21 protein-coding genes are annotated in these 25,429 nt (G+C 40.5%); 14 read left to right on the top strand and 7 right to left on the bottom strand.

Going from position 1 to position 25,429, the window contains the following annotated elements:
• Nucleotides 1-199: 199 nt before the first annotated feature.
• Together K0S23_RS04035 and gyrA are read right to left on the bottom strand one after the other, a co-directional pair.
• Nucleotides 200-1,309, bottom strand: coding sequence for a tetratricopeptide repeat protein (locus tag K0S23_RS04035; protein WP_300354610.1), 1,110 nt, complete (start codon nt 1,307-1,309; stop codon nt 200-202).
• 129 nt (nt 1,310-1,438) lie between these two features.
• Nucleotides 1,439-4,009 (bottom strand): DNA gyrase subunit A, encoded by a 2,571-nt coding sequence (gene gyrA, locus K0S23_RS04030; protein WP_300354607.1) that lies wholly within the window; start codon nt 4,007-4,009, stop codon nt 1,439-1,441.
• Nucleotides 4,010-4,220: 211 nt separating this feature from the next.
• On the opposite strand from gyrA, the gene K0S23_RS04025 reads away from it, so the two are divergent.
• Both K0S23_RS04025 and K0S23_RS04020 read left to right on the top strand, forming a co-directional pair.
• A complete protein-coding gene (locus K0S23_RS04025; RefSeq protein WP_300354604.1) occupies nt 4,221-6,740 on the top strand; it encodes an ATP-dependent Clp protease ATP-binding subunit in 2,520 nt (839 codons plus the stop codon).
• An 81-nt stretch (nt 6,741-6,821) separates the two neighbouring features.
• On the top strand, nt 6,822-7,676 hold the full coding sequence (locus tag K0S23_RS04020; protein ID WP_300354602.1) for a hypothetical protein: 855 nt from the start codon (nt 6,822-6,824) through the stop codon (nt 7,674-7,676).
• Nucleotides 7,677-7,735: 59 nt separating this feature from the next.
• Here the strand turns inward: K0S23_RS04020 and K0S23_RS04015 are convergent, their stop codons facing one another.
• Nucleotides 7,736-8,122 carry a hypothetical protein gene (locus K0S23_RS04015; protein WP_300354599.1) on the bottom strand — a complete coding sequence of 129 codons (387 nt, stop codon included), beginning with the start codon at nt 8,120-8,122 and terminating at the stop codon, nt 7,736-7,738.
• A 234-nt stretch (nt 8,123-8,356) separates the two neighbouring features.
• Here K0S23_RS04015 and K0S23_RS04010 point away from each other — a divergent pair, with 234 nt between their 5' ends.
• Nucleotides 8,357-9,235: a tetrahydrofolate dehydrogenase/cyclohydrolase catalytic domain-containing protein gene (locus K0S23_RS04010; protein ID WP_300354596.1), complete on the top strand. Its 879-nt coding sequence runs from the start codon at nt 8,357-8,359 to the stop codon at nt 9,233-9,235.
• A gap of 18 nt (nt 9,236-9,253) precedes the next feature.
• Here K0S23_RS04010 and K0S23_RS04005 read toward each other — a convergent pair whose 3' ends face one another.
• Nucleotides 9,254-10,747, bottom strand: coding sequence for an NAD(P)/FAD-dependent oxidoreductase (locus K0S23_RS04005; protein ID WP_300354593.1), 1,494 nt, complete (start codon nt 10,745-10,747; stop codon nt 9,254-9,256).
• 65 nt (nt 10,748-10,812) lie between these two features.
• On the opposite strand from K0S23_RS04005, the gene K0S23_RS04000 reads away from it, so the two are divergent.
• The 11 genes from K0S23_RS04000 (at nt 10,813) to K0S23_RS03950 (ending at nt 23,119) form a co-directional block, all read left to right on the top strand.
• Nucleotides 10,813-11,295, top strand: a complete 483-nt coding sequence (locus K0S23_RS04000) for a YkgJ family cysteine cluster protein (RefSeq protein ID WP_300354590.1) — start codon at nt 10,813-10,815, stop codon at nt 11,293-11,295.
• A 66-nt stretch (nt 11,296-11,361) separates the two neighbouring features.
• Entirely contained in the window at nt 11,362-16,413 is a 5,052-nt protein-coding gene (locus tag K0S23_RS03995) for a gliding motility-associated C-terminal domain-containing protein (protein ID WP_300354587.1), read from the top strand.
• 79 nt (nt 16,414-16,492) lie between these two features.
• Nucleotides 16,493-17,032 carry a DUF6272 family protein gene (locus K0S23_RS03990; RefSeq protein ID WP_300354584.1) on the top strand — a complete coding sequence of 180 codons (540 nt, stop codon included), beginning with the start codon at nt 16,493-16,495 and terminating at the stop codon, nt 17,030-17,032.
• 1 nt (nt 17,033) lies between these two features.
• The gene (locus K0S23_RS03985) at nt 17,034-17,939 is read left to right on the top strand and encodes a histone deacetylase (protein ID WP_300354581.1); all 906 of its coding nucleotides are present in this window, start codon (nt 17,034-17,036) and stop codon (nt 17,937-17,939) included.
• Nucleotides 17,940-18,362: 423 nt separating this feature from the next.
• Nucleotides 18,363-18,875 (top strand): hypothetical protein, encoded by a 513-nt coding sequence (locus K0S23_RS03980; protein WP_300354578.1) that lies wholly within the window; start codon nt 18,363-18,365, stop codon nt 18,873-18,875.
• Nucleotides 18,865-19,662: a glycerophosphodiester phosphodiesterase family protein gene (locus K0S23_RS03975; RefSeq protein WP_300354575.1), complete on the top strand. Its 798-nt coding sequence runs from the start codon at nt 18,865-18,867 to the stop codon at nt 19,660-19,662. The genes K0S23_RS03980 and K0S23_RS03975 overlap by 11 nt, the downstream gene beginning before the upstream one ends.
• Nucleotides 19,659-20,003, top strand: coding sequence for a translation initiation factor (locus K0S23_RS03970; RefSeq protein ID WP_300354572.1), 345 nt, complete (start codon nt 19,659-19,661; stop codon nt 20,001-20,003). The genes K0S23_RS03975 and K0S23_RS03970 overlap by 4 nt, the downstream gene beginning before the upstream one ends.
• Before the next feature lie 329 nt (nt 20,004-20,332).
• Nucleotides 20,333-20,872 carry a bifunctional pyr operon transcriptional regulator/uracil phosphoribosyltransferase PyrR gene (pyrR, locus tag K0S23_RS03965; protein ID WP_300354569.1) on the top strand — a complete coding sequence of 180 codons (540 nt, stop codon included), beginning with the start codon at nt 20,333-20,335 and terminating at the stop codon, nt 20,870-20,872.
• Nucleotides 20,872-21,801 carry an aspartate carbamoyltransferase catalytic subunit gene (locus tag K0S23_RS03960; RefSeq protein WP_300354567.1) on the top strand — a complete coding sequence of 310 codons (930 nt, stop codon included), beginning with the start codon at nt 20,872-20,874 and terminating at the stop codon, nt 21,799-21,801. The genes pyrR and K0S23_RS03960 overlap by 1 nt, the downstream gene beginning before the upstream one ends.
• 64 nt (nt 21,802-21,865) lie before the next feature.
• On the top strand, nt 21,866-22,204 hold the full coding sequence (locus K0S23_RS03955) for an STAS domain-containing protein (RefSeq protein ID WP_300354564.1): 339 nt from the start codon (nt 21,866-21,868) through the stop codon (nt 22,202-22,204).
• 3 nt (nt 22,205-22,207) lie between these two features.
• Complete coding sequence (locus tag K0S23_RS03950; protein WP_300354561.1) at nt 22,208-23,119, top strand: ribonuclease Z; 912 nt, start codon at nt 22,208-22,210, stop codon at nt 23,117-23,119.
• A gap of 57 nt (nt 23,120-23,176) precedes the next feature.
• Here K0S23_RS03950 and K0S23_RS03945 read toward each other — a convergent pair whose 3' ends face one another.
• The 3 genes from K0S23_RS03945 to K0S23_RS03935 are packed head-to-tail and all read right to left on the bottom strand — an operon-like array spanning nt 23,177 to nt 25,357.
• Nucleotides 23,177-23,620, bottom strand: coding sequence for a DUF1572 family protein (locus K0S23_RS03945; protein WP_300354557.1), 444 nt, complete (start codon nt 23,618-23,620; stop codon nt 23,177-23,179).
• A gap of 4 nt (nt 23,621-23,624) precedes the next feature.
• A complete protein-coding gene (locus tag K0S23_RS03940; protein WP_300354554.1) occupies nt 23,625-24,539 on the bottom strand; it encodes a GNAT family N-acetyltransferase in 915 nt (304 codons plus the stop codon).
• Nucleotides 24,536-25,357 carry a 1-acyl-sn-glycerol-3-phosphate acyltransferase gene (locus K0S23_RS03935; protein WP_300354551.1) on the bottom strand — a complete coding sequence of 274 codons (822 nt, stop codon included), beginning with the start codon at nt 25,355-25,357 and terminating at the stop codon, nt 24,536-24,538. The genes K0S23_RS03940 and K0S23_RS03935 overlap by 4 nt, the downstream gene beginning before the upstream one ends.
• Nucleotides 25,358-25,429 lie beyond the last annotated feature (72 nt).

The raw sequence follows: 25,429 nt of genomic DNA, 5'->3' as shown, positions 1-25,429 counted from the left end.
TGTGGACGTCTTCAAGTTTTTGGATAATAATTCAATTTTAAATTACTGAAAATTAAACACTTCCACCATATGGTAAATAGGTAAATAGGTAAATAGGTAAATAGGTAAATAGGTAAATAGGTAAATAGGTAAATAGCAGGTTAAACAAAAAAGGCTACCCAACAGGATAGCCTTAATAACTTAACTTCTAAACAACTACTTATTGCTTTGCAGCATCGAGCAGTTGCTTGTATTTCGCTTCTTTTTCGGTGTTTTTAAGTGCACGTGCAATTTTCACTAAGCTGTTCAAAACCACTACGTCTTTTGGAGAAAGAGCTACATATCTTTCCAAGGGCTCCAATGCTAAAGCATAGAATTCCAAACTTTTTGCAAGTAACTCATCCGATTCCTTTTTGGCATTCGGAGGAAGATCACCTGCCTTTAAGCGTAAATCAGATCCTTTCCCGGAGAAATAAACTCCCAGGTTGTAATGTGCATCGGCATAGGCCGGATCAATCTCCACTGCTTTGTTCAGGTTGTCCAAAACTGTTTGATCATCCTTCATTTCCATTGCAATTGTACCTAAAGCAAAATATAAATGCTTGTCTTTCGGAGATTTGGCAATAGCTTGTTTCAGGAACTCAACCGCTTTGTCATTTTGACCTGCTTTGATGTAAGCCATTGCAGTTGAACGGTAAATGATGTCCGGTTTGTAATTCGCATCTGCTGCTTTTTTGTAATACTCAGCTGCCTGAACCCAATTTGTATCATTCTCTGCAGCAATAGCAGCATAATAAATGGAAGTTGTATCCATTTGATTGATAATATTGGTATAGTCATTTACAACAGCAAATGTCATCATAGCCTCTTTATACTTTTTAGCATCAAATGCAGCAGAACCTGTTGTGTAAAGCACTTGCTTAATCGTATTTACACTGTTCTCGATGTCCGAATCATACTTGTTAGAAAGATCATAAGCTTCTTTGTAAGCTTTGATAGAAACTTCCTTAGCATTTTCCGGAACATTTTTGTTGAACTCGGCATCTCCAAGCATTTTCAAGAAAAGCATCGAAGTGTAGATCTCACCTTTCAGAAACAATGTCTTCGGGCTTTTTTCGGTTTCAGGATTGGCAGCAGCGATATCAATAGATTCTTTTGCTTTCAACAGTTGCTTTTTCATTTCAACCATATCACCACTCATTTGAGCTTTCTCAAAATTCTGGAACGCTAAAGCCGCATCGGTTTCAACCTTTTTTTGAGCAAAAGAAAGAGAAGAAACCATCATGATTCCAGCTATTAATGCTCCTTTAGTAATGTTCAAATAGTTCATACTTATTAAATTTATCTGCACACCGTTTGATCTTTATCAAAGCTGCGCTTTTCTTATTTGCTGTGACTTCATTTCCAACTTTTATGCCAAGCTCGACACTAAGATGCAAATAAAATGCATTTTCCATATTTATTCCTCAGAATTTGTTTCGTTTGATTCTTCACCTGCAGATTCTTCTGTTGTGTCATCTATCGGTTTTTCGATGATTGTTCCGTCTTCATCGAATTCCGCTTCATCTTCATCTGAGCGTGGAACTCGTGCTACAGCAGCAATTGCAGCTGAACCTTTCAGGTTAATCAAACGAACACCTTGTGCAGCTCTTCCCATTACACGAATGCCGTCAATATGCATACGGATGGTAACACCAGCCTTAGTGATAATCATCAAGTCATCTTCGTCCGCAACGGTTTTGATTGCCAATAGAGGTCCGGTTTTATCCGTAATGTTAATAGTCTTAACACCTTTTCCTCCGCGGTTTGTGATACGGTAAACCGGCTCTCCGTCTTCAGGATCATTTAAGAATGAACGTTTTCCATAACCCTTTTCAGAAACAACCATGATCGTTTCAGCGTTATCTTTTACGCAAATCATTCCGACAACTTCATCCGAATCATTCTGAAGAGTCACAGCACGAACACCGGAAGCGTTTCTTCCCATCGGACGAACTTTCTCTTCGTTGAAGCGAATCGCACGTCCAGCTTTTGTTGCCAAAACCATTTCGTTAGTTCCATCTGTTAATCTTGCTTCAAGCAATTCGTCGTTTTCACGAATAGTTATCGCATTGATACCGTTTGCTCTTGGTCGGGAATATGCCTCCAGGGAAGTTTTCTTGATAATCCCCTGTTTAGTACACATAACTATGAAATTGTTCTCAACGTATTCTTTGTCGGTCAAATCTTTGACTTTCACATACGCTTTGATCTTATCATCCTGCTCAATATTCAATAAATTTTGAATTGCCCTTCCTTTTGCCGTTTTGTTTCCTTCAGGAACTTCAAATACACGCATCCAGAAACAACGTCCTTTTTCGGTGAAGATCAACAAGTAATTGTGGTTTGTTGCAACGAACAGGTGCTCAAGGAAATCTTTGTCCCGTGTTGTAGAACCTTTCGACCCCATTCCACCACGGCTTTGAACCTTGAATTCATCCAGGTTTGTACGTTTGATATATCCTGCATGAGAGATTGTAATAACCACTTCTTCATCCGGTATCAAATCCTCGATCTTCATTTCAGAAGCAGAGTATTCGATTCTCGAACGGCGGGCATCACCGTATTTGGTGCGAACATCAATTAACTCGTCCTTAATGATCTGCATTCTGCGTTCTTCACGAGCCAAAATGTCCTTCATATCAGCAATAAATGCCATCAAATCAGCGTATTCTGCGCGTAATTTATCCTGCTCCAGTCCGGTTAACTGACGCAGACGCATTTCAACAATTGCACGGGATTGAATATCCGACAACGAAAAGCGTTCCATCAAACGCTCACGCGCTTCTTCCGGGCTTTTGGATGAACGGATAATTGCAATTACTTCATCGATATTATCAGAAGCAATGATTAATCCTTCTAAGATATGCGCACGCTCTTCAGCTTTACGCAATTCATATTTTGTTCTGCGGACGATCACTTCATGTCTGAATTTAACAAATTCAGCAATCATTTCCCGTAAGTTCAATAAACGAGGTCTTCCGTCAACCAAACAAATGTTGTTGATAGAGAATGAACCTTGCAGCGCAGTGTATTTATAAAGTTTGTTTAATACCACATTCGGAATGGCATCGCGTTTCAATTCGAAAACGATTCGCATACCATTTCTGTCAGATTCGTCGCGAATGTCAGAAATACCTTCTATCTTTTTGTCATTTACCAGTTCAGCAGCTTTCTTGATCATTTCTGCTTTGTTGACCTGGTAAGGGATTTCAGTAACAATGATTTGTTCTCTTCCTCCTGATTCTTCGATCTCTGCCTTTCCGCGAATAACCACACGGCCACGGCCTGTTAACAAGGCCTCGCGGGCACCGTCAACACCATAAATAATACCTCCTGTCGGGAAATCGGGAGCTTTTACATGATGCAGCAACTCATCGTCTTCCAGGTCATTGTTGTCGACATATGCAATAATTGCGTCTACAACCTCACCTAAATTGTGAGGAGCCATATTCGTAGCCATACCCACAGCGATACCACTTGCTCCATTCACCAACAGGTTAGGGATTTTTGAAGGTAAAACCGTTGGTTCTTCCAAAGAGTCATCAAAGTTTGGAGCGAAATCTACCGTTTCTTTATCCAAATCATCCAGCATCTCTTCTGCGATCTTGCGCAAACGTGCTTCCGTATAACGCATTGCTGCCGGACTGTCACCATCGACAGAGCCGAAGTTACCTTGTCCGTCAACCAAAGGATAACGCAAAGACCAGGATTGTGCCATACGAACCATGGTATCGTAAACGGAACTGTCACCATGCGGGTGATACTTACCGAGTACCTCACCAACAATACGAGCTGACTTTTTGTGTGGTCGGTTGGAATAAACTCCCAAATCCTGCATACCATATAATACACGGCGGTGTACAGGTTTAAATCCGTCACGCACATCAGGAAGTGCACGAGATACGATCACTGACATCGAATAATCGATGTACGCCGACTTCATTTCATCTTCGATGTTAATCTGGATAATCTTTTCTCCATCTGCCATCTTGTCATAGTTTTAAATTATGCACGAAATTTGCGTGCTAAAAGCAAGTTTCGAAATTAGTTTTTTTATAGCTACAAAAAAGAGGGGTAAAAGGATTTTTACTAACAAAAAGCGGTGAAAAAATGCTATTTCGATGTACTTATTAACATTTAATGTGTTTGTATATTTGTATGGTGCAGTTGTTGTACCTGAATCTTAAATTAAGATAATTATGGAAGCGAAATTTTCACCCCGTGTAAAAGATGTACTTAGCTTCAGTCGAGAAGAAGCTTTGCGTTTGGGGAATGATTTTATTGGGGTAGAACATTTCTTGCTTGGAATCTTGCGTGAAGGAGAGGGGAACGCTGTGCGGATCCTGACCGGATTTAATCTGGATTTACAAAAGTTAAAGGCAGAATTAGAAAAACCATTGCTGGAGGCAGCTAAATCGAATTCGCCGGTTGGTGCGAATATACCTCTGGTAAAACAAGCTGAACGTTTGTTAAAAATAACCTATTTGGAAGCGAAATTGTTTAAGAGTCCTATGATAGGAACAGAACATTTATTACTTTCGATGCTAAAGGATGAAGATTCCGTAGTTTGTAGGGTGTTAAACCGCTATGGAGTAAATTATAATACAGTTCACGAGGAATTAGAGAATATGGTCGACGAAAATAAACTACCAAGAGCAGAAATGTCGTCTTCTTCTGAAGATGACGACCAAACATTTGGAGCCAGCCAAAGAAAAGCTACTGACCCTAAATCTAAAACACCTGTTTTGGATAATTTTGGTCGGGACTTAACAAAGATGGCGGAAGCCGGAAAACTGGATCCGATTGTTGGACGTGAAAAAGAAATTGAGCGAGTGTCTCAGATTTTGTCACGCAGAAAGAAAAATAATCCGATTCTGATCGGAGAACCCGGAGTAGGAAAAAGTGCAATTGCCGAGGGATTGGCATTGAGAATTGTTCAGCGCAAAGTTTCCCGGGTACTGTTTAATAAACGAATTGTTTCATTGGACCTGGCTTCCATGGTTGCCGGTACAAAATACCGCGGTCAGTTTGAAGAACGCATGAAAGCCGTGATGTCGGAAATTGAGAAAAATCCGGATATCATTTTGTTTATTGACGAAATCCACACCATTATCGGTGCGGGTGGAGCGAGCGGTTCTTTGGATGCTTCCAACATGTTTAAACCGGCTTTGGCACGCGGTGAAATGCAGGCGATCGGAGCTACTACTTTGGATGAGTACAGACAGTACATCGAGAAAGATGGTGCTTTAGAGCGTCGTTTTCAAAAAGTATTGATCGAACCAACCAGTATCGAGGAAACAATCCAGATCTTGAATAACATCAAAGAGCGTTATGAAGACCATCACATGGTTACTTATACGGATGAAGCGCTTGCTGCTTGTGTGAAATTGACAGAACGTTATATTACTGACAGACATTTACCGGATAAAGCAATTGATGCCCTGGATGAAGTTGGTTCACGTGTTCATATTACAAACATCAATGTTCCGCAGGATATTATTGATATCGAGCAGGAAATTGAAGAATTGAAGGATCAGAAGAACGAGGTCATTAAATCTCAGCAATACGAGAAAGCTGCCGAATTACGTGATTCTGAGCGTAAACTTCAGGACCGTTTGGAGGAGGCTAAAAAACGCTGGGAAGAAGATTCCAAGGCGAAAAGAGTTGTTGTGACCGAAGAGGATGTAGCAGAAGTGGTTTCCATGATGTGCGGAATCCCTGTGACACGTGTTGCTCAAACCGAAATGGGTAAATTAGCAACTATGGCTGATGAACTTCAGGGGAAAGTAATCGGACAGCAGGAAGCAGTTGAAAAAGTGGTTAAAGCTATTCAGCGAAACAGAGCCGGATTGAAAGATCCGAATAAGCCAATCGGTTCGTTCTTCTTCTTAGGACCAACAGGTGTCGGGAAAACGCAATTGGCAAAAGTTCTTGCGAAGTATTTATTCGATTCGGAAGACTCGTTGATTCGCATTGACATGTCTGAATACATGGAAAAGTTCTCTATCTCTCGTTTGGTAGGAGCGCCTCCGGGATATGTAGGTTATGAAGAAGGTGGTCAGCTGACTGAAAAAGTAAGACGCAAACCGTATTCGATCATTTTGTTGGATGAGATTGAAAAAGCACATCCGGATGTCTTCAATTTATTACTTCAGGTTCTGGATGACGGACATATGACGGATGGTTTGGGTCGCAAGATCGATTTCAAGAACACCATATTAATTATGACTTCCAATATCGGAGCACGTCAGTTGGCAGATTTTGGTGCCGGAGTTGGTTTCGGAACAAAATCACAGACAGATCAGCGCGATGATAATGCCAAAACGGTTATTCAAAATGCTTTGAGAAAAGCCTTCTCACCTGAGTTTTTGAATCGTATTGATGACATGATTATTTTCCATTCATTAACGAGAGAAAACATTCATAAAATCATTGATTTGGAATTGGTGAAATTGTTTGATCGCATCGCTATATTGGGTTATCATGCCTCAATGACTGAAAAAGCAAAAGATTTCATTGTAGACAAAGGATACGACGAGAAATTTGGTGCAAGACCATTGAAAAGAGCAATTCAAAAGTACATTGAAGATCCATTGGCAGAAGAGATCATTAAAGCAAATCTGCAAGAAGGAGATACCATTGTTCTGGATATGGACGAAGCAAATACAGGCTTGAAAATTTCTATTGAAAAAGGAAAAACGAAAGCTGCAAAAAAGTAAATAAATTCTTTTAAAGAAAGGTGGGGGTGTGATTAATTGCATCCCCACTTTTTATTCAAGCCCATTTTTTATCTTTGAATAATGAAGTTAAGATTAACCATTTTGTTTTTGAGCTTTTCTGTATTGGCATTGAGCTATGTAGAAATGACACGCGTTGATGCAAGAGTTTTTATTGCGAATCCCGAAACGGATTTCAGTAAAATTCAGGTAAATAATGAAGCGTTGAAAGCTAAAATGGTAGAATTCCTCTTTAGCAATGATTTGGTAGATCATATCGGAACGAAAGCTTATGATCCGGGGGCTTTATTTGTTAACTATTACAAACAATTCGCACCCTTGTATCAGTTGATTGATTTGAATAATGACAAAGTTCCGGAACTTATTTTCAACGGATATGCTGATGAAGAAAGGGAAAAGGAACACTTGCAGATTTTTACCACGATCAAAGGTGAATTGGTTTCAGTTTATAATGAAATAGGGCATGTGTTAGCTTATAAAATCCATCCAAATACAAAGGAGGTTTTATTGTATCATCATCAGTATCCATGTTGTGAAAATGCGTCACATAACCTGAACCGTTTGCGATTAGTTGATAATAAAATTGTACAGATCAAACGTTATTTTTTAGGAAGGGATCACGGCATGCTCGGAAGGTTCTTCCCGGATAAGTCCGGTTTCTCCGGTAAATTTCACCAAACCACAGCGAAAACAGCGCTTTATTGGTCCGGGGAGGAAATAAATAAAGCTGCCTGGCCCGGCAGATCTGAAAAGAATATCATTGCGAATTATCCGGATTCGACCAATTATTCTATCCTTGCAGAAAAAGGAAAATGGCGCTTTGTTATTATGCATGGAGCACCGCTTGCAGAAGAAAACCGGGTAATTAATCCGTCCAACTTTTCGAATACCTGGATTTACGGGTGGATCAGAAATTGAATGATTAATTATCAAGGAAGGAATTCCTTTTCATAGTTAAATCATTTATAATTGATCAGTTAATTAATGTCGGTTTGTTTCCAGTTAAGCACGAGTTGATGATGCTTGTTTTGGAATATGGCCATTAATTTATCGGAATCAGATTCTTTGCCAGGTGAGCGTTTTTCTATTGCCCGGAAAGTTTGTTGAATGATTTCCAAAATGTCTGATTCCATTAATATTTCAGAAGTGCTTGTGTCGAAACTATAGCTTTTGTAAACTTCAATAATCTTATTCCGATCACTTTGCTCTTGTGGCAGTAGTGTGTTCTTTTTAGATAATTCATTGAAAAAAGGCAGCAATTTTGCACTCAGTTCAATAAAATGCCTCAAAACAATCGTAGCTTCATTAATTTGCTGAATTGCAGAGGTCTGAATAAAGCGTTTCTTAGTGAGTTTGTTTTCCATGACATTTTGTTTTGTCGTTTCATAATTAAGACGCCGCAAGGGTTAAATGGTTGGATTCATAAATTGGTATTTGATTAAACCCTTGCTTTCATTGAGTAAAATGGAGTTTTATGTTATTATTTAATTGCTAAATCAATTAATGTTTATAAAATTTCACAAATCAATTTGTTTTCAATCGCATTAATCATGCTGCTAAATCGATGTAAGCCTTATATTTGCACAAAAAATCACGACATGCAGATACTTAACGGGAAAGAAACAGCTGAAATAATCAGGAAAGAATTGGCAATTCAAGTGAAAGAGCGTAAAGCTGCAGGTCGGAAAATCCCTCATTTAGCTGCTATTTTAGTTGGAAATGACGGTGGTTCGGTTACTTACGTGAACAATAAATTGAAATCCTGTGAGGAGATCGGTTTTGAAAGTACATTGATCCGTTATGATGATTCGGTTTCGGAGGAAGTACTTCTGAATAAGGTGATTGCATTGAATGAAGATAAAAGTATTGACGGATTTATTGTTCAGTTGCCGCTTCCGGCTCATATTGATGAAATGAAAGTGACTTTGACAATTGATCCGAAGAAAGATGTGGATGGTTTCCATCCGATCAATGTTGGAAATATGATGTTGAATATCCCCGGATTTGTTCCCGCAACACCAGCGGGGATCGTTGAATTAATGCGTCGTTACAAGATTAAAACTGCGGGGAAAAACTGTGTGGTTGTTGGAAGAAGCAATATCGTGGGGACCCCTTTGAGTTTGCTTTTGGGGAAGAATACGGATCCTGGAAACTGTACGGTGACACTCGTGCATTCAAAATCTGAAAATATTAAAGAAATCTGTTCTCAGGCTGATATTTTGGTTGCCGCAGTTGGTATTCCGGGATTCATCACAGCCGATATGGTTAAAGAAGGTGCGGTGGTGATCGACGTGGGAACAACCCGTATTGAAGACGCAACAAGAGAAAGAGGATGGAGACTGGCAGGTGATGTGGACTTTAAAGAAGTTGCGCCTAAAACTTCTGCGATTACCCCGGTTCCGGGTGGAGTAGGACCAATGACAATTGCATCTTTGATGATCAATACATTAAAGGCAATGGAGTTGAAAGGAAAGTAGGCTGATCGATATAACCTTTTATAATCGCTCCAGCGGAGTTTTCACACCGTCGACCAAAGAGTAACAAGCTAGTTTATCTTTAAATACCGAAGACTTAAACAGGGATCGGTTTAAAAGCATCCTTACACATTCCTGGATTCCTTCCGCAATAGAAGGATGGGGATGAACTAATTCCGCAATCACGTGAATGGGAAGTCCCAGTTTCATGATTAAACCGATGGTTTGAATAGCTGTAGAAGCATGTTCACCGACAGCACGCATTCCGAGAACCTTCATATCACTATCGTTCGTAACGATGATCTTGAAAAAACCTTCGGTCTTTCTCATAGCAATTGCTCTGGCGATTACAGAATAATCGATTTTGACCACTTTTACCGGAATATTCTTTTCAAGACATTGCATTTCGTTAATTCCGACTGCAGCAACTTCGGGTTGAAGAAACATAATCGTACAGACATTATCGTAGCTCAAGCGTTCGCGGATCGTTCCAAAAGCTCTTTCAACCGCATGGCGAGCCTCAATTTCACCCATGTTTACCAATGCAATTCTCCCGGAAACATCTCCGACAGCGTAAATATGCGGAACATTCGTTACCGTATCATCATCACCGATATGTTGTCCGCGCTTAGACATTAGAACACCGGCATTCTCCATTTTTAAGCTTTCAATATTGGGTACACGTCCAATAGAAAGAAGAGCTTTTTCAACACGAATCACTTCGCGGGTGCCGTCCGGATAACTTAATTCATATTCGACCTCGTTACCCAGGTTTTCCAGTCTTTCAAGTTGTGCATTATGGTGAATTGTAACCCCTTTTTCTTCCAGGTTCTGACTGACAATATCCGTGATGTCGGTATCTTCAAACGGAAGGATCCGATCAGCACGGTCGATCAGGTATACTTTTGTTTTTCCAAAATTTGAGAAGATCGTTGCATATTCACAACCGATTACACCGGCTCCTACAATCACGAGGCTTTTGGGATAATCCTTCAGGTTTTCGATCCCATCACTGGTGAAAATGGTTTGTTCGTCCACTTTAACATCTTTCATTTTCCGTGGTCTGCTTCCACTGGCAATGATGATATTTTCTCCGTAGACCACTTTGCGATCTCCATCATTCTGAACGATTTCGACCTCGTGTGGAGAAATGAAGCTGGCGGTTCCACGTTCATAGCTGAGCAATTTATTCATTGTCTCCGCCTGCAGAAGCTTTAAGTGGCAAGAATATTGGAATTTACGTTCGAAAACGGCTTCGTCAACAGTAGCGTCGACATCCTGCCAGGAAAGGTAAAATTTTTCTCGTCCTTTTCCGCCAATAGTATCATTTACAGATGCGATTTTCTGGGAGATCTCCCACAATGTTTTTGATGACAGGGCGCCGTTATAAACTCCGGCACCGCCAACCCGGTCTTTTTCAATTAAGCAAACACGTTTTCCATAATCGATCCCGCGCATTGCTGCTGCATAACCAGCCGGTCCACCACCTATAACGATTAAATCAAAATTTTCCATAAGTATCTTGGACTAAATTAAGCAATACTTTAAAATTCAGCATCTGTTTCTGTTAATTTTGTAAGATGAATTTGAAAGAGCTAATTGATTACGGAAAGGCCGAGAAGGAATTTTTTGTTAAGTGGATTAAAAAAGCCAAAAAGGCTAACAATCGAAACTTGGATGAACAATTCCATCAGTTGCATAACGAAACCTTTCGTAAAATCGATTGTTTGGCGTGCGCAAATTGCTGTAAAACCACCAGCCCGATTTTCAGAGACGTGGATATCAAACGTTTATCAAAACGCTTGCGACTCACGGAAAGTAAATTCATTGACACGTATTTGAAAATGGACGAAGACCAGGATTATGTTCTCCGGACAGCCCCATGTCCTTTTCTTGGTGAAGATAATTACTGCTCGGTTTACGAGGACAGACCCCTAGCTTGCAGGGAATATCCGCATACTGACAGAAAGAACATGTACCAGATCTTGGATCTGACAAGAAAGAATATGGAAGTCTGTCCTGCTGTAAGTTTGATAATGAAAGAAATATCGAGAAAAATATAACAAAAATTACAACCTTTTGTATAATTTGGCGTCTCTTTAGTGAACTAGTTTTATCCAATTTATAGCATGAGGTCTACACTTCTCTCCACATTACTACTATTTGTTTGTACTCTTACATTTAGTCAGCAGGCCAAAAACGGAAATTATACGGTCACCGCAGCAGGAACAGTTCTTAACGCTTATACTAATGTTACGGCAGATATTACTGCAAGTGCTACTACTATTCCGGTAGCTTCCAGTGTCCTGACTAATGGTGTGAACCTTACTATGGCTTTAGCTCCAGGTGATTTGATTTTAATTATTCAAATGCAAGGCGCTACGATGGATATTAGAACTGATCCAATTTTTTGGCCTGGAAATTATACACTTTCTAATTCTGCAATGGGCGATTTAGGAAATATGGATAATTATCGTCCTGATTGGGGAGGAGTCACCAATTATAACAATGCTGGAAAATATGAATATGCGGAAGTGCTTTCGGTTCCCAATGGCACATCTATCATTGTACGATGTGCTTTAAAGAATTCCTATACGGCAGCTGGTCATGTACAAGTTGTTCGTGTACCCAGATTCGGAAATTTGACTCTGAATGCGAATACAACAGTAGTTCCAGGATTTTGGAATGGATCAGCTGTAGTGGCCGGCGGATGGAATGGTGTTACTGGGGGGATTGTAGCTTTGGAAGTAAATGGCACATTGAATTTTGGAACAAACTCAAAGATTATTGCTACCGGATATGGATTTAGAGGTGGGATTACAGATAATACAACTGGAGGTCCTGCAGGTTCGGCTACCCAAAAAGGGAAGCCAGGATATTCTACAGCAAATGAAGGAGCTGAGAAAGGAGAAGGAATCGGAGGTTCGGCAGCTAATGAATATACTGTACTTTATTCAAGATATGGACTAGGAGCTGCTGCTAACGGTGGTGGCGGTGCAAACTACAAAAATGCCGGAGGAGGAGGAGGTTCCAATATTGGAACTGGAATGTATAATGGAAAAGGTGTTGCTACCGCTGGTTATGCAGCATTTTGGAATTTGGAAACTGCAGGAATGGCTACTACACCCAGCTCTGGAGGAGGGCGCGGAGGATATTCCGGTGCACAAAGTGATCAGAATGAAGCAACAGTTGGACCAAATAATGCCGCTTGGTCTGGAGATAGCAGAAGAACAGAAGGAGGTCTTGGAGGTCACCCATTGACCTACGATGCAACGCGTGTTTTTATGGGCGGCGGCGGCGGCGCCGGTGAAATGGATCAAAATCAAGGCGGAAGTGGTGGAACTGGTGGAGGAATTGTTTTCATTCAATCATATGGAAGCATTACTGGAACAGGAATAATAGAAGCTAATGGAGCAAACGGACAGAATTCAAATCCGACCAATACACCCACACCAGGAGCTTTTTCTAATACAAAATTGGGTGTTGATGGTGCTGGTGGTGCTGGCGGTGGCGGTGCGATTATCATTTCGAATGGAACAGCTCTACCCAATACAATCACATTAAATGCAAATGGCGGAACAGGAGGAAATAACGCGCTTGCCTTTGGTGGAGTTGCTTCAGGAGTTGAAGTTGATGGTCCGGGCGGTGGCGGTGGCGGTGGTATGATTGCTTTTACTTCGGGAACACCAATTCAAACGGTTACTGGCGGAGCTAATGGGATTGTTACTGCTGTCGGCACAACGAACATAGTTGCGAGTTTCCCTCCAAACGGAGCTACTGTTGGGGCGGCAGGTTCTTCATCTTTACCTCAAACGTATTATAACTTAATCCCAAACAATGCAACTATTTGTACCGGGAATACTGCAAATCTTTCCGTAACGGTTCAGGGTACTTTACCTGCACCAATAACAAATGCAAATATTACCTGGTATACAAGCTATACGGGAAATGTTTCCGTTGGAACGGGTCTTACTTTTACAACTCCTGTTTTAACAACTACAACAACTTATTATGTCGGATTTTGTCCGGGTGGAACATTCAGAGTTCCGGTTACTGTTACGGTTGGCGGACCAACTATTTCCGGAACAGCTGTAGTAACAAATGCAACCTGTTCCTCAGGCGGTTCAATAACAGGCTTAACAACTTCCGGCGGAGCACCAACACCTGTAATTACCTGGAACGGGGTGGTAACACCTTCCATGAATTTGTCAGGAGCATCAGCAGGATCCTATACGGTTACTGTCACTGATGGAGTAGGTTGTACGGCTACTTCCGGACCATACATTATCGGAACATCGGGAGGACCGGCTATCAATTCAACCAATATGCTTGTGACGAATGCCTCTTGCCTGGGCGGTGGCGGTTCGATATCAGGAATTACAGCAACGGGAACAGGGCTTACTTATAACTGGAATTCAGGAGCTTATTCAACATTGAATATCGCAGGTTTGAATTCGGGAAATTATAGTTTGGTAGTAACCGATAATAACGGATGTACGGCTTCTCTCGGACCAATTAATGTAGGACAAAATCCGGGACCAACAATCAATACGACCAACATGCTTGTTACAGGAACTTCCTGTGGTGCAAATAATGGGAGTATAAGTGGAATTTCTGCAACAGGTGCAGGTTTAACCTATCAATGGAACGGAGTAAGCTCGCCAACATTGGATCAAAGTAATCTTGCTTCAGGAAATTACAACTTACTTGTTACGGATAATATCGGTTGTACTGCTTCTGCCGGACCAATAGCAATCGGTGCTTCGAGTGCTCCTGTCATTAATTCGGCCTCGATAGCGATTACTCATGCTCATTGCGGGCAATCGAACGGAGCTATTTCAGGGATTACAGTTTCCGGAGGACAGGCAGCATATACTTATTCCTGGAATGCCGGGGCATATTCAACGCTGAACTTAAATGCAATCCCGGCCGGAAATTATACACTGACTGTTACGGATAATCTCGGATGTGTTGCGAATGCAGGTCCTTTTACTGTGAATGATATTGCCGGCCCGGTGATTAATAGCACAAATGTTGTAATTACCAATGAAACCTGTGCAGGAAACGACGGATCGATTACAGGGATTACTGCAAGTGGAACCGGAACCCTGACGTATAATTGGAACCTGGCTGTAAGTCCAACTTTAGATCATACAAATATCCCGGGCGGATCTTATGGCTTGTTAGTATCTGATGCTTTTGGTTGTAATGCGGTAGCCGGACCTTTTAATGTAGGTTTATCTCCCGGTCCTGCAATCAATACCACCAATATGACAGTAGTAGGAACTACTTGTGGCTTGAATAACGGATCGATTAGCGGAATTACTGCAACAGGAACGGGTTTAACTTATCAATGGAACGGAGTGAGTTCTCCGACATTGGATCAAAGTAACCTGGCTTCAGGAAATTATACTTTGGTTGTTACCGACGCCGGAAGTTGTACTTCTACTTTCGGGCCGGTTTCGATAGGCGCTTCGAGCAATCCGGTTATCAATTCGGCTGCAATTTCGATTACACATGCACATTGCAGTCAGTCGGATGGAGCGATCTCAGGATTAGCTGTTTCCGGCGGACAAATGGCATATACCTATTCCTGGAATTCAGGAGCATACAATACTTTGAATCTTTCCAATATTCCAAGTGGAAATTATAGTTTGCAGGTTACGGATAACTTGGGCTGTATTGCAAATGCAGGACCATTTACTGTGAATAATATCGCAGGTCCGGTATTGAATTCTTCCAATGTTCTGGTGACTGCGGAAACCTGCGCACTGAACGATGGAACAATTTCAGGCTTAACAGCTAGCGGTGGAACAGGGACATTAACTTATATGTGGAATGGTGTTGGTAGTCCGACTTTAAATCAGACAAATCTGTCTCCCGGCAATTACAATTTAGTCGTAACAGATGCATTTGGTTGTACCGCAAACGGAGGTCCTTTTGTTGTCAATGCAATGATTCCATTGAGTTTGGATCAAGGTTTACTTGTTATTACACCAACCGGATGTACAGGAAATACGGGAGCAATTCACGGATTACAGATCGTAGGGGGTATAAATCCAACAGTTTCCTGGTCACCGAATGGTGAAACCACATTGAGCATCGGAGCTTTAGCAGCAGGAAATTATACTATTACAGTTACCGATGATCAAAACTGCTCTGTTCAGGAAACATTTACAGTTCCAAGTACATCAGGCCTTACTATAAATACGAACAATGCCGTCATTACAAATGATATGTGCGGTGTTGGGTCAGGTTCAATAACAGGAGTGAGTGTTTCCGGTGGAACTACTCCTTATACTTATTCCTGGAATAGTTCACCTGCTCAGAATTCCCTGAACGCTTCCAATTTAACTACCGGAAATTACACCTTGACCGTTACGGATAACGGAGGATGTCAAGCTACAACTTCGATGTTTGTTGGAATTGTACCTCCTTCAACAATTGATCAAACTGCTGTGACAATAAGCAACGAGAGCTGTGTTGGAAACAACGGTGCAATTAGTGGTGTTCAGGTTTCCGGAAACGGACCATTCATGTATGCATGGACCGGAAGTCCGTTAACAACTCTAAATCTGACTAATCTGAATTCGGGAATATATACATTAACAGTTACGGATGCTAACGGGTGTATCACAAACGGTTCACCGATTACGGTTGGTTCAATGGCTTCTCCGAATGCGGATTTCACGATGTCCAGCTCGATTGTATCACCGGGAGAGACTATTAATTTCACAGATGCCAGTTCGGGTGGACCATTTCAAAGCTACAGCTGGACGGTCTCAGGAGAAGGACTTATTGGAACAGGATCTTCAGTGAGCTATAATTCAATGGTCGAAGGTGATTACAGCATGACACTTGTAATAGAAACGGTTGACGGTTGTGTTGATTCAATAACAAAGACATTCCAGATTTTAGGAGAAATCAGAATTCCGAATATCGTAACTGCCAATGGGGATCACACGAATGATGAATTTTACATTACGAATTTAAAGCCAAATTCAAAAGTGATTATTCAGAATCGTTGGGGCAATGTGGTGTTCGAATCTGACAACTATAAAAATGATTGGGGCGGCATTGATATCACGGGGGAAAAGTTGGTAGATGGAGTTTATTTCTACCAATTAATAACTGCGGATGGTAAAATGTGGCAAGGAAATGTTCATTTGCTCATTGATTGAGATAAGTCTTTTTTGCTTTGTTATATTTACTGATTGTTAACAGTTGATGCAGCCTGGTACACTTTACATAGAACCCAAAATGATATTGGCCTCTTGGATTCAAGACGTTAAGGATAGTCATTTCAATTCGGTTCAGGTTGCTCATTTCGGTCCCTTAAATCAGGATCTTGTGAATAGCTTCACGCTTAGCACGGAAGATTTCATGATTTCAGCCGGAGATAAGAAAACCCTGGTCAAACGCGTTTTCTCCATATTAATTGAAGGTTTACAGAACATCCTGCTTCACGGTAAGAAATGGGAAAACGAACAGCAGGCACTGATAATTGTGGCTTTCAATGAAAATGCATACAGAATTGCGCTTGGAAATCTGACAGATATTTCTGAAAAAGAAAAACTGGCGTCTTATCTTGACAGGTTAAACTCAATGGATGAAGAGGAGGTCAAATCATTTTACCTGGAAACGCTGAATAACGGATTGATTTCGGACAAAGGAGGGGCTGGGCTTGGCTTCATTACCATGAGAATGAAATCTAAAAGCCAGCTGAATTACCAGTTCGTCCCCGTGAATGATGACTTAATGTTATTTACCATTTCGACAGACGTAGACAGGACACAATAACATGTCATTTTTTGTAGCTTATCATCCTGCATATATTCATTCCGTTCCAAGTACCCATCGTTTCCCGATGGAAAAGTATGGTTTGATCCATCAGCAACTGCAATACGAAGGAATTCTGGAAGAGAAAGAGTTTTTAAAGCCATCTCTCATCGATCTTAAACATGTCCGGCAAGTACATTCAGAAGTCTATCTAAATAAATTACTGAGTTTAAGCTGTTCTCCCAGGGAACAGCGGGTAAGCGGTTTTATCCATAATAACGAATTGATCCAACGCGAACTCAGGATCATGGAAGGTACCCGCTTATGTGCTGAAATGGTGAAAAACGGTGGAGCAGCTTTAAACATTGCCGGCGGAACACATCACGCATTTACGGATAGGGGCGAAGGTTTCTGTTTGTTGAACGACCAGGCAATTGCAGCTAAATGGCTTTTGGACCAGCATTTATTCAAACGGATCTTAATTGTAGATCTGGATGTTCACCAGGGAAACGGAACAGCGCAAATTTTCAGGGATGTTCCGGAAGTATTTACCTTCAGTATGCATGGTGGTGCCAATTATCCCATTCACAAAGAAGAATCCGACAAGGATGTTCATCTGGAAATATTTTTGGATGATAAATCTTATTTGAACATTTTAAAAACCGAACTGACTGCTATTGTGAAATCCTTTAATCCGGATTTTATATTCTATCAATGCGGAGTAGATATTTTAGAATCCGATAAACTGGGTAAACTAAAGATCACGCAGAACGGAATCCGGCTGAGAGATGAATTTGTACTAAACCTGGCACGGGAAAGAAACGTTCCGATTGTTTGCAGTATGGGAGGCGGATACAGCAAGGATGTTCGTGATATTGTCAATGCACACATGCATGTTTTTCGCTTGGCGCATCAGTTGTTTTCATAGTATTCCTGGTCATTCCTGCAACGAAGCGTTTTGAACCGATTTCTGTTAACCTTTTAGTTAATTAGTTTCCCCTAATTAGCGGAATACTTCATCGCTGAAACGCAGTTATCCTCGTAAACTTGCAAATTTGCAGTTTCACGTTTGGATCTGATTAAAATAAAGATTCAGCTACTTTTAACAAAATAATTACTAACAATGCTTGGTAATTTATTTTCTAAGAGTACCTTTGTGTAGAATTAGTCTAAATAAAGATGGTTAAAAAAGAAGTTTACTCAGCGCAAACGATTTTACCTCTGTTCACTTGTAATAATTGCTCTTGCGACAAAAAGAAAGATTGTTGTAAGAAGTATAAAAGAAAAGGATACCACTGTAAAAAGTGCCCGAAACTTTAGTTTTAGGAAAAGCATTCCTTATTTTTGAAGCATGTTTCGAAGACTTGCTTTTTTGGTGTTATTGCTTATTCCATTTTCGGGAAGATCACAGGACTCAGCGAAGTATTCCTTAGGAGCAGATTTTAATTATCATCCCCAGGGTTTCTTTTTTCATGTTCGTGGTCAATTGATCCAGAAGCATCTGACTCATGAAGTCTTTTTAGGCTTTGGAATCACCAATACAATTCTTCAGGGACAATTAAGACCAGCTTTGGGTTACGACATATCGTATCCTTCGAAACTCATCGATTGGATCACCATTTCCCCGTTTATTCGTCTTTCTTATTCTCTTCTGAACACAAAGGTTCCTGAAAAACATCCGCTTATTCATACAACAGAAAGTTTTTTAGCCTGTCGGCTGGCTTTTGGAAAAAGGAGTAAAATTGCACTTGCCGGCGGAATTGGTCCTGCGATAGAATGGAAGTACGATGCCTACTTAGCGAAAAGGAATCATTTTTTTATGTGGAATTATTTTGCGGAAATTGCTTACTACTATGAGTTCTAAATATCTGATATGGATTATTTTGCCGCTTCTTTTCTGCTGCGGGAAACGCAAAGACCTTTATCCCGATACGGTTATCGGCGGACATGCTTGTGCGGGTTTGCATATCTCCAGCAGCAATTATCACGACAATAGCTTAGAGGCTTACAAATACGCCAGAAGCTTTGAAACGGTCTTAATGATTGAAGTTGACGCTCAGTTATCCTCAGATGGAACTTTATGGCTTTTTCACGATCCCGAGTTGGACAAGGAATCAACAGGTACCGGATCCGTTTCTCAAAAGAGCGATGCATACTTGTCCGGTGTGAAATACGAATCCTTGGAACACGAACGTTTGATCCGCTTATCGGATCTTCCGGCTGATTTAAAAGGAATCCGGTTATTGATTGACCTGAAGGAGTCTGATGGAGCAGGAGGCTTGATAGATTCAACGAAGCTCATAAGTGCCCTGAATCAGGCAAAACAGTATTTTTACAACGGTGATCTGGGAATGGTAACAAACACCGGAAGATTCTTATCAACTATTAAGGGGCTAGGATTCAGGATTTACTATAACGCAGTGAACTCCGGTCAGTTTTTGAGTTATCCGAATATGTCTTTGGCTGATGGAGCAATCTTTCGAAATTCAGATATTGCAATTTCGGATGTGAATTCTGTTAAATCTTTTGGAAAAGAGGTAATAATATACGATGTTCGGTCTCCGGTAGGAATAAAGTCTGCATTGGATAAAGCTCCCGATTATTTATTGACAGATGATATTAAAGCAACATTAATTGAAAAATACAAATGAGTAAAAAGAATAAAGAAAGACTAAATATTGTGTATTCCACAAATCCTGATTTCTCTTATGATTTCGAAGCGGATGAAGCACCTGAAACTTTGGAACCTTCCAAACAATTGTTGTATGTTTCGCTGGATAAAAAACAGCGTGCGGGTAAAGAAGTGACTTTGATCGAAGGATTTATCGGTTCGGATGATGATTTGAAGGAACTTGGGAAATTGTTGAAATCAAAATGTGGAGTAGGCGGATCAGCAAAAGACGGAGAAATAATAATCCAGGGATCTTTTAGAGATAAAATTATCGAATTATTGACCAAAGAAGGGTATAAAACCAAACGAAAAGGTGGTTAAAATGGAATCTAGATGCCGGCTTTACGTTTCAAAATTTATAACCAATAACCAACCCTATGAAAAAGTAAATATCTTCCGACACCTAAAATTCCAAATTAAATATCAAAATAGAAAAATGTGAAAATTCCTTCGATCCTGTTTCAAAAGTACATTAACTTTTTATTAAATCCATAAAAAATGAGTAAAATATTTACTTTATTGATTGAACGGTAAAAAATTGATTATTAATCTTTTCAAACTATAAGAAAGCGATTTAAAACGATTTAGTTTGCACATCGAAATTCGAAAAAAAGCTTGACTAATCGAATCCTTTTACTAAATTTGTCTCGATGGAAAAGCAAGTCATTTTAGATGAACAGCAGGTTCAGTTAACCATGAACCGTCTTGCTTATCAATTAATCGAAAATCACGACGACTTCTCGAATACAGTTCTGATCGGTTTGCAACCGCGGGGTATTTTTGTGCTGGAAAGACTGAAACAGATCCTGGAAGATGTGCGTCAGGAAAAAGTGACTTGCGGACAACTGGATATAACATTCTACCGCGACGATTTCAGAAGAAGAGAAAAACCGCTTATTCCTAATGTTACCAATATTGATTTTACGATCGAAGGAAAAAATGTTGTTTTAATTGATGATGTTTTATACACCGGGAGAACCATTCGTTCCGGGCTGGATGCTTTAATGGCTTTTGGTAGACCGCTTCGTGTGGAATTAATGGTACTGATCGACAGAAGATTTCAGCGCGATTTGCCGATCCAGGCGGATTATGTTGGAAAAGCCGTTGATACGCTTGATTCTGAGCGTGTAACCGTGGAGTGGAAGGATAGTGAAGGAAAAGATAAAATTGTATTGTATACACCCGAATAATGGAGCATTTAAGTGTCGATCATTTAGTTGGAATTCGAGACCTGACCCGTCAGGACATCGAATTGATCTTTAAAACTGCAGATAGTTTTAAGGAAGTTATTAATCGGCCAATTAAAAAAGTTCCATCACTTCGAGACATTACCATTGCCAATCTCTTTTTTGAGAATTCTACCAGAACAAGACTTTCATTTGAATTAGCTGAAAAACGCCTTTCCGCAGATGTGGTTAATTTTTCAGCCAGCTCAAGCTCCGTAAAGAAAGGGGAAACACTGATCGATACCGTAAACAACATCCTTTCCATGAAAGTGGATATGGTGGTGATGCGCCATCCGAATCCCGGAGCGGCAAAATTCCTTTCCGAAAGAACGAATACCTGTGTGATCAATGCCGGGGACGGAACCCACGAACACCCGACTCAGGGATTACTCGATGCCTTTTCGATCCGCGAAAGATTGGGTTCTGTTGAGGGGAAAAAAGTGGTGATAGTCGGAGATATTCTACATTCCCGTGTAGCTCTATCGAATATTTATACACTTCAAAAATTAGGCGCAGAAGTAATGGTTTGCGGACCTACAACTCTGATACCAAAATACATTGATACTTTAGGAATTAAAGTCGAACACAATTTGAGAAGAGCCCTTGAATGGTGTGATGTGGCAAATATGTTGCGTATTCAACTGGAAAGACAGGATATCCAATACTTCCCAAGTTTAAGAGAATATTCCATGCAATACGGACTGAATAAGGAAATTCTGGACAGCCTGGACAAGGAAATTATTGTCATGCACCCGGGACCGATTAACAGGGGAGTTGAAATCACTTCAGATGTGGCTGATTCAAAGCAATCGATTATTCTTCAGCAGGTTGAAAATGGTGTTGCTGTCCGAATGGCGGTAATTTATTTGCTCGCAGCAAAAATCGGACGCTAAAGTCTTTTTATTTTCAGGCTGTAAGAAAGAATATTTTGTTACATTTGATAAACACTGTGGCAACATGAATTTTATTATTGCACAAGATACCAACTTTACGGTCATTCAGTCTTCTGTTGAAAAATTGGATGCTTCCAATGCTCCCGATTTGAAAAGTGAACTGCTTCTTTTAAACAAAAACGGAGTAAACTCAATTATTTTAGATCTTTCCAAAACAAGATACTGCGATTCATCTGGCTTATCTGCTGTTCTGACGGCAAATCGATTGTGCAAAGACACGAATGGTCAATTTGTTTTATGCGGTTTGCAGGAGAATGTAGCAAAGATGATCCGGATCGCTCAATTGGATAAAGTTCTAAATATCTCTGAAACACTGGAAGAAGCAAAATCAGTTTTGATATAGCGAATGAATTTTGAAGTAACCATATTGGGTTCAGGTGCTGCATTGCCAACTTCAAATAGAAATCCCACTGCTCAGTATGTACAATGCAATGACCGCCATATCCTAATTGATTGCGGAGAAGGTACTCAGGTTCAGCTGCGTAAATATCACGTACATATTCAGAAGATCAATCATATTTTAATTTCCCATCTTCACGGCGACCATTTTTTCGGGTTGGTCGGTTTACTGAGTACTCTGCATTTGTTGGGAAGAGATAAAGGAATAACGATCTATGGTCCTGAAGAACTGGAGCAAATTATTCGTCTGCAATTGGAAGTTGGCGGTACCAAACTGGGATTTGATCTTCAGTTTGTTTCGCTGAACGGAAAGGAGGAGCGTTTGCTTTATGAAGATAAACTGATCGAGATTCGGACCTTTCCTTTAAGCCACAGAATCCCGACAAACGGTTTCCTGATCAGGGAAAAACCGAAAGAACGAAAGCTGGATGCCGCGCGTTTTGAAGAAGCCGGCTTATCATTGACCCTGATTCCAAGATTAAAGCAAGGAATTGACGTTGAATTGGAATCCGGTGAGATTATCTATGCGGATGAATATACCTATCCGGCAAAACCGTTCAAAACATATGCCTATTGTTCCGACACTATTTTTGATGAACGAATTGTACCATACATTAAAAACGCGGACGTTTTGTATCACGAGGCAACATTTTTGAACGACAAACTGGAGCGCGCAAGGCAAACATTTCACTCAACGGCTGAACAAGCTGCTGTGATCGCTAAACAAGCGGAAGTTGGTAAATTGTTGCTGGGTCATTTAAGCGCGCGCTATGATAATGGCTTAAAGCATATGGAAGAAGCTTCAAGAATTTTTGAGAACGTCAGAGTGGTGGAAGACGGGGAAACGTATCTTATTTAAATTGATTGAGGAGTTTTTTCTTATTTCAAACAATCCACTCTTTTCAATTATTCATTTTCAATTCTGTATAATCCTCCTCAAATAATTGATTTGCCCCAGGTGATATCCCAAATGACTCGCCAATTTTGTAATCATGTGATTGGTGCTCATTGAATACCCGAAAGGTTCATGAGGGTATGTCCTCTCCAATTGTTCATTGGTAAGTGATCCAAGTACTTTTTGAAGCATTTCGGAAGTTTTGCCAAGTTCAGTTATCAGCTCCGCTTTGGTGAAATAGCGTTCCGAAAATTCAGCTTCCCGGTTTCTTACATATCCCGTTTCACCAATTGTAGCTCCGATAAAATGATTCAGGTTTCCGATCAGGTGCTGGGTCAGGTTCCCGATCGAGTTCGTAATTCCCGGAACAACACGCCATAAAACAGTTTCTTCGTCGCAAAGTTCTATTTCCTTGGCTAATGACTCCAGGTCCTTTGTAAAACAGCGTTCAAACTCGTGTGTCATCTTATTAGTAAGTTAAATGTCGTTCTTTTTTGTCCTCATAAACATCGGCAATGGTAACCAGTATCCCGGTTTCTTCAACATTCCCGAAATCCGGATTTACAGCGGTTCCGAAAGTCTTCATCGTTGGAGAAAGGTGCATATAAATGTTTACTAAAGGCGGTACATTTTCTCCGTGTTGTCTCACAAAGGTGTTGAGTACTTTAAAACCATCTTTGAAATCCAGCCCTTTTAACTGTTCCTCCACGAACATGGCATTGTATTCGATTTTCAGCGGATGATAAGGAACCATCAGGTTTTCAGTATCCGGGAAATAATGTTCCATGAATAACAGCAGAAAGTCTCTTGCTTCGCGGTTATAATAAGGGTACATGGTTACTTTTCCAAAGAAATAACGGATCTCCGGGTAATGAATAACCAAAGCTCCCAATCCGTCCCAAATATTATCCAACGCGAATAATCCTTTGCGTGGATTTTGTGTCGGCTGATAATTAGGCTGTACCCAACTTCTGCCCAATTCACAGGTTGTTGGCAGGTAGTCTTTTATGAACTTTTCAGAGAAATCAAAATAATGAGTTGTAGACAGATGGATTTCTCCACTTTCATCAATGGCGTTTTTACACAGTATAAATCGGTATCCGCCTATAATTTCTTCATCTTCCGGCGACCAAACGATCAATTGCTCATAGCAGTTTTCCTGTGTGTCGAATTCGTCCAAATCCAACTCTTCACCGGTTCCCCCGCCGGCGAAACGGAAAGTAACTTCACGTAAGCGACCGATCTCACGAAGGATATTCGGAGCGTTATGAATATTTACAAAATAGATCTCATTATCACCTTTCCGGGTAGTGCGAATTAATCCTAGCTCGGCAAGTTCTTTTTTGATGATCTCTTTGTCTACAGCAGGTATTATTGGTTTCATAAATTGTGTTTCAAGGTATAGACGTAATTTCTGAACCATTCGGCCCATGTAACATCTGAGATATTTGTGTCTAATGTTTTAGCTTCAACGGGTGTTCCAACGGTAAATTGAATGTGTTTTCCTTTTTGACGAAACATTTCATCTGCAAGGTAAAGCATTTCAATGTTGGCTTTTATTCCCAGAAATTTACGAAAATTCGCCAAACGGTAAAAAAAGTTTGACAACTCGCCGTCAATATGCACCGGAATGATCAACTGATCATTTAACCGGGCCTGTTTTACAAACGCCTTCTTCCATTCCAGGTCTTTTACAACCCCGTTTTTCTTTCTGCTTACCAACCCGGCAGGGAATACACAGATCAACTGGTCTGAAGAAAATAATGTGTTCACCTGGAGCAGGGAACTGCTTTTCGTTTTTCCGTGTTTATTGATTCCTACAAAAATTTCCTTTAGCGGGTCTAAGTTCAAAAGAAGGTCGTTGACGATAAACTTGATATCTGTCCGGTGATCACGTAATGCGTCAACCAATGCAATTGCATCCATACCTCCGAGCGGGTGATTCATAACGATCACACACTTTCCTGTTTTTGGAATATTCCCGATCCCGTTAATGGAATAAGTAACGCCAATTTCTTCCAGTACTTCTTTACAGAAATCCTGATTTTTAGAATCATGTGTATTTAGAAAATGATTGATTTCCTTTTGGTGAAGAATACGCTCCAAATAACGGATGATAAAACCAGGGATCCATTTTAATAAACGTGGATTCTTGCTTTTAATCAATCTCCGTACATTAATGAAATCTTCTTGTTGTTTCATGGGACAAAGTTAATATCTATCTGACAGTTCACGATAAAATTGTCAAAATGAAAATAACAAAAGGGCGTGAAT

It is taken from the genome of Fluviicola sp., assembly GCF_029266855.1.
In the GTDB taxonomy this organism is placed as follows: domain Bacteria; phylum Bacteroidota; class Bacteroidia; order Flavobacteriales_D; family Crocinitomicaceae; genus Fluviicola.
This window is presented reverse-complemented; position numbering and strand designations above follow the sequence as displayed.

Excerpts from the sequence above, each read along its gene's own strand:
- K0S23_RS04035 (WP_300354610.1), bottom strand. The coding sequence starts at position 1,309 with ATGAACTATTTGAACATTACTAAAGGAGCATTAATAGCTGGAATCATG.
- gyrA (WP_300354607.1), bottom strand. The coding sequence starts at position 4,009 with ATGGCAGATGGAGAAAAGATTATCCAGATTAACATCGAAGATGAAATG.
- K0S23_RS04025 (WP_300354604.1), top strand. The coding sequence starts at position 4,221 with ATGGAAGCGAAATTTTCACCCCGTGTAAAAGATGTACTTAGCTTCAGT.
- K0S23_RS04020 (WP_300354602.1), top strand. The coding sequence starts at position 6,822 with ATGAAGTTAAGATTAACCATTTTGTTTTTGAGCTTTTCTGTATTGGCA.
- K0S23_RS04015 (WP_300354599.1), bottom strand. The coding sequence starts at position 8,122 with ATGGAAAACAAACTCACTAAGAAACGCTTTATTCAGACCTCTGCAATT.
- K0S23_RS04010 (WP_300354596.1), top strand. The coding sequence starts at position 8,357 with ATGCAGATACTTAACGGGAAAGAAACAGCTGAAATAATCAGGAAAGAA.
- K0S23_RS04005 (WP_300354593.1), bottom strand. The coding sequence starts at position 10,747 with ATGGAAAATTTTGATTTAATCGTTATAGGTGGTGGACCGGCTGGTTAT.
- K0S23_RS04000 (WP_300354590.1), top strand. The coding sequence starts at position 10,813 with ATGAATTTGAAAGAGCTAATTGATTACGGAAAGGCCGAGAAGGAATTT.
- K0S23_RS03995 (WP_300354587.1), top strand. The coding sequence starts at position 11,362 with ATGAGGTCTACACTTCTCTCCACATTACTACTATTTGTTTGTACTCTT.
- K0S23_RS03990 (WP_300354584.1), top strand. The coding sequence starts at position 16,493 with ATGATATTGGCCTCTTGGATTCAAGACGTTAAGGATAGTCATTTCAAT.
- K0S23_RS03985 (WP_300354581.1), top strand. The coding sequence starts at position 17,034 with ATGTCATTTTTTGTAGCTTATCATCCTGCATATATTCATTCCGTTCCA.
- K0S23_RS03980 (WP_300354578.1), top strand. The coding sequence starts at position 18,363 with ATGTTTCGAAGACTTGCTTTTTTGGTGTTATTGCTTATTCCATTTTCG.
- K0S23_RS03975 (WP_300354575.1), top strand. The coding sequence starts at position 18,865 with ATGAGTTCTAAATATCTGATATGGATTATTTTGCCGCTTCTTTTCTGC.
- K0S23_RS03970 (WP_300354572.1), top strand. The coding sequence starts at position 19,659 with ATGAGTAAAAAGAATAAAGAAAGACTAAATATTGTGTATTCCACAAAT.
- pyrR (WP_300354569.1), top strand. The coding sequence starts at position 20,333 with ATGGAAAAGCAAGTCATTTTAGATGAACAGCAGGTTCAGTTAACCATG.
- K0S23_RS03960 (WP_300354567.1), top strand. The coding sequence starts at position 20,872 with ATGGAGCATTTAAGTGTCGATCATTTAGTTGGAATTCGAGACCTGACC.
- K0S23_RS03955 (WP_300354564.1), top strand. The coding sequence starts at position 21,866 with ATGAATTTTATTATTGCACAAGATACCAACTTTACGGTCATTCAGTCT.
- K0S23_RS03950 (WP_300354561.1), top strand. The coding sequence starts at position 22,208 with ATGAATTTTGAAGTAACCATATTGGGTTCAGGTGCTGCATTGCCAACT.
- K0S23_RS03945 (WP_300354557.1), bottom strand. The coding sequence starts at position 23,620 with ATGACACACGAGTTTGAACGCTGTTTTACAAAGGACCTGGAGTCATTA.
- K0S23_RS03940 (WP_300354554.1), bottom strand. The coding sequence starts at position 24,539 with ATGAAACCAATAATACCTGCTGTAGACAAAGAGATCATCAAAAAAGAA.
- K0S23_RS03935 (WP_300354551.1), bottom strand. The coding sequence starts at position 25,357 with ATGAAACAACAAGAAGATTTCATTAATGTACGGAGATTGATTAAAAGC.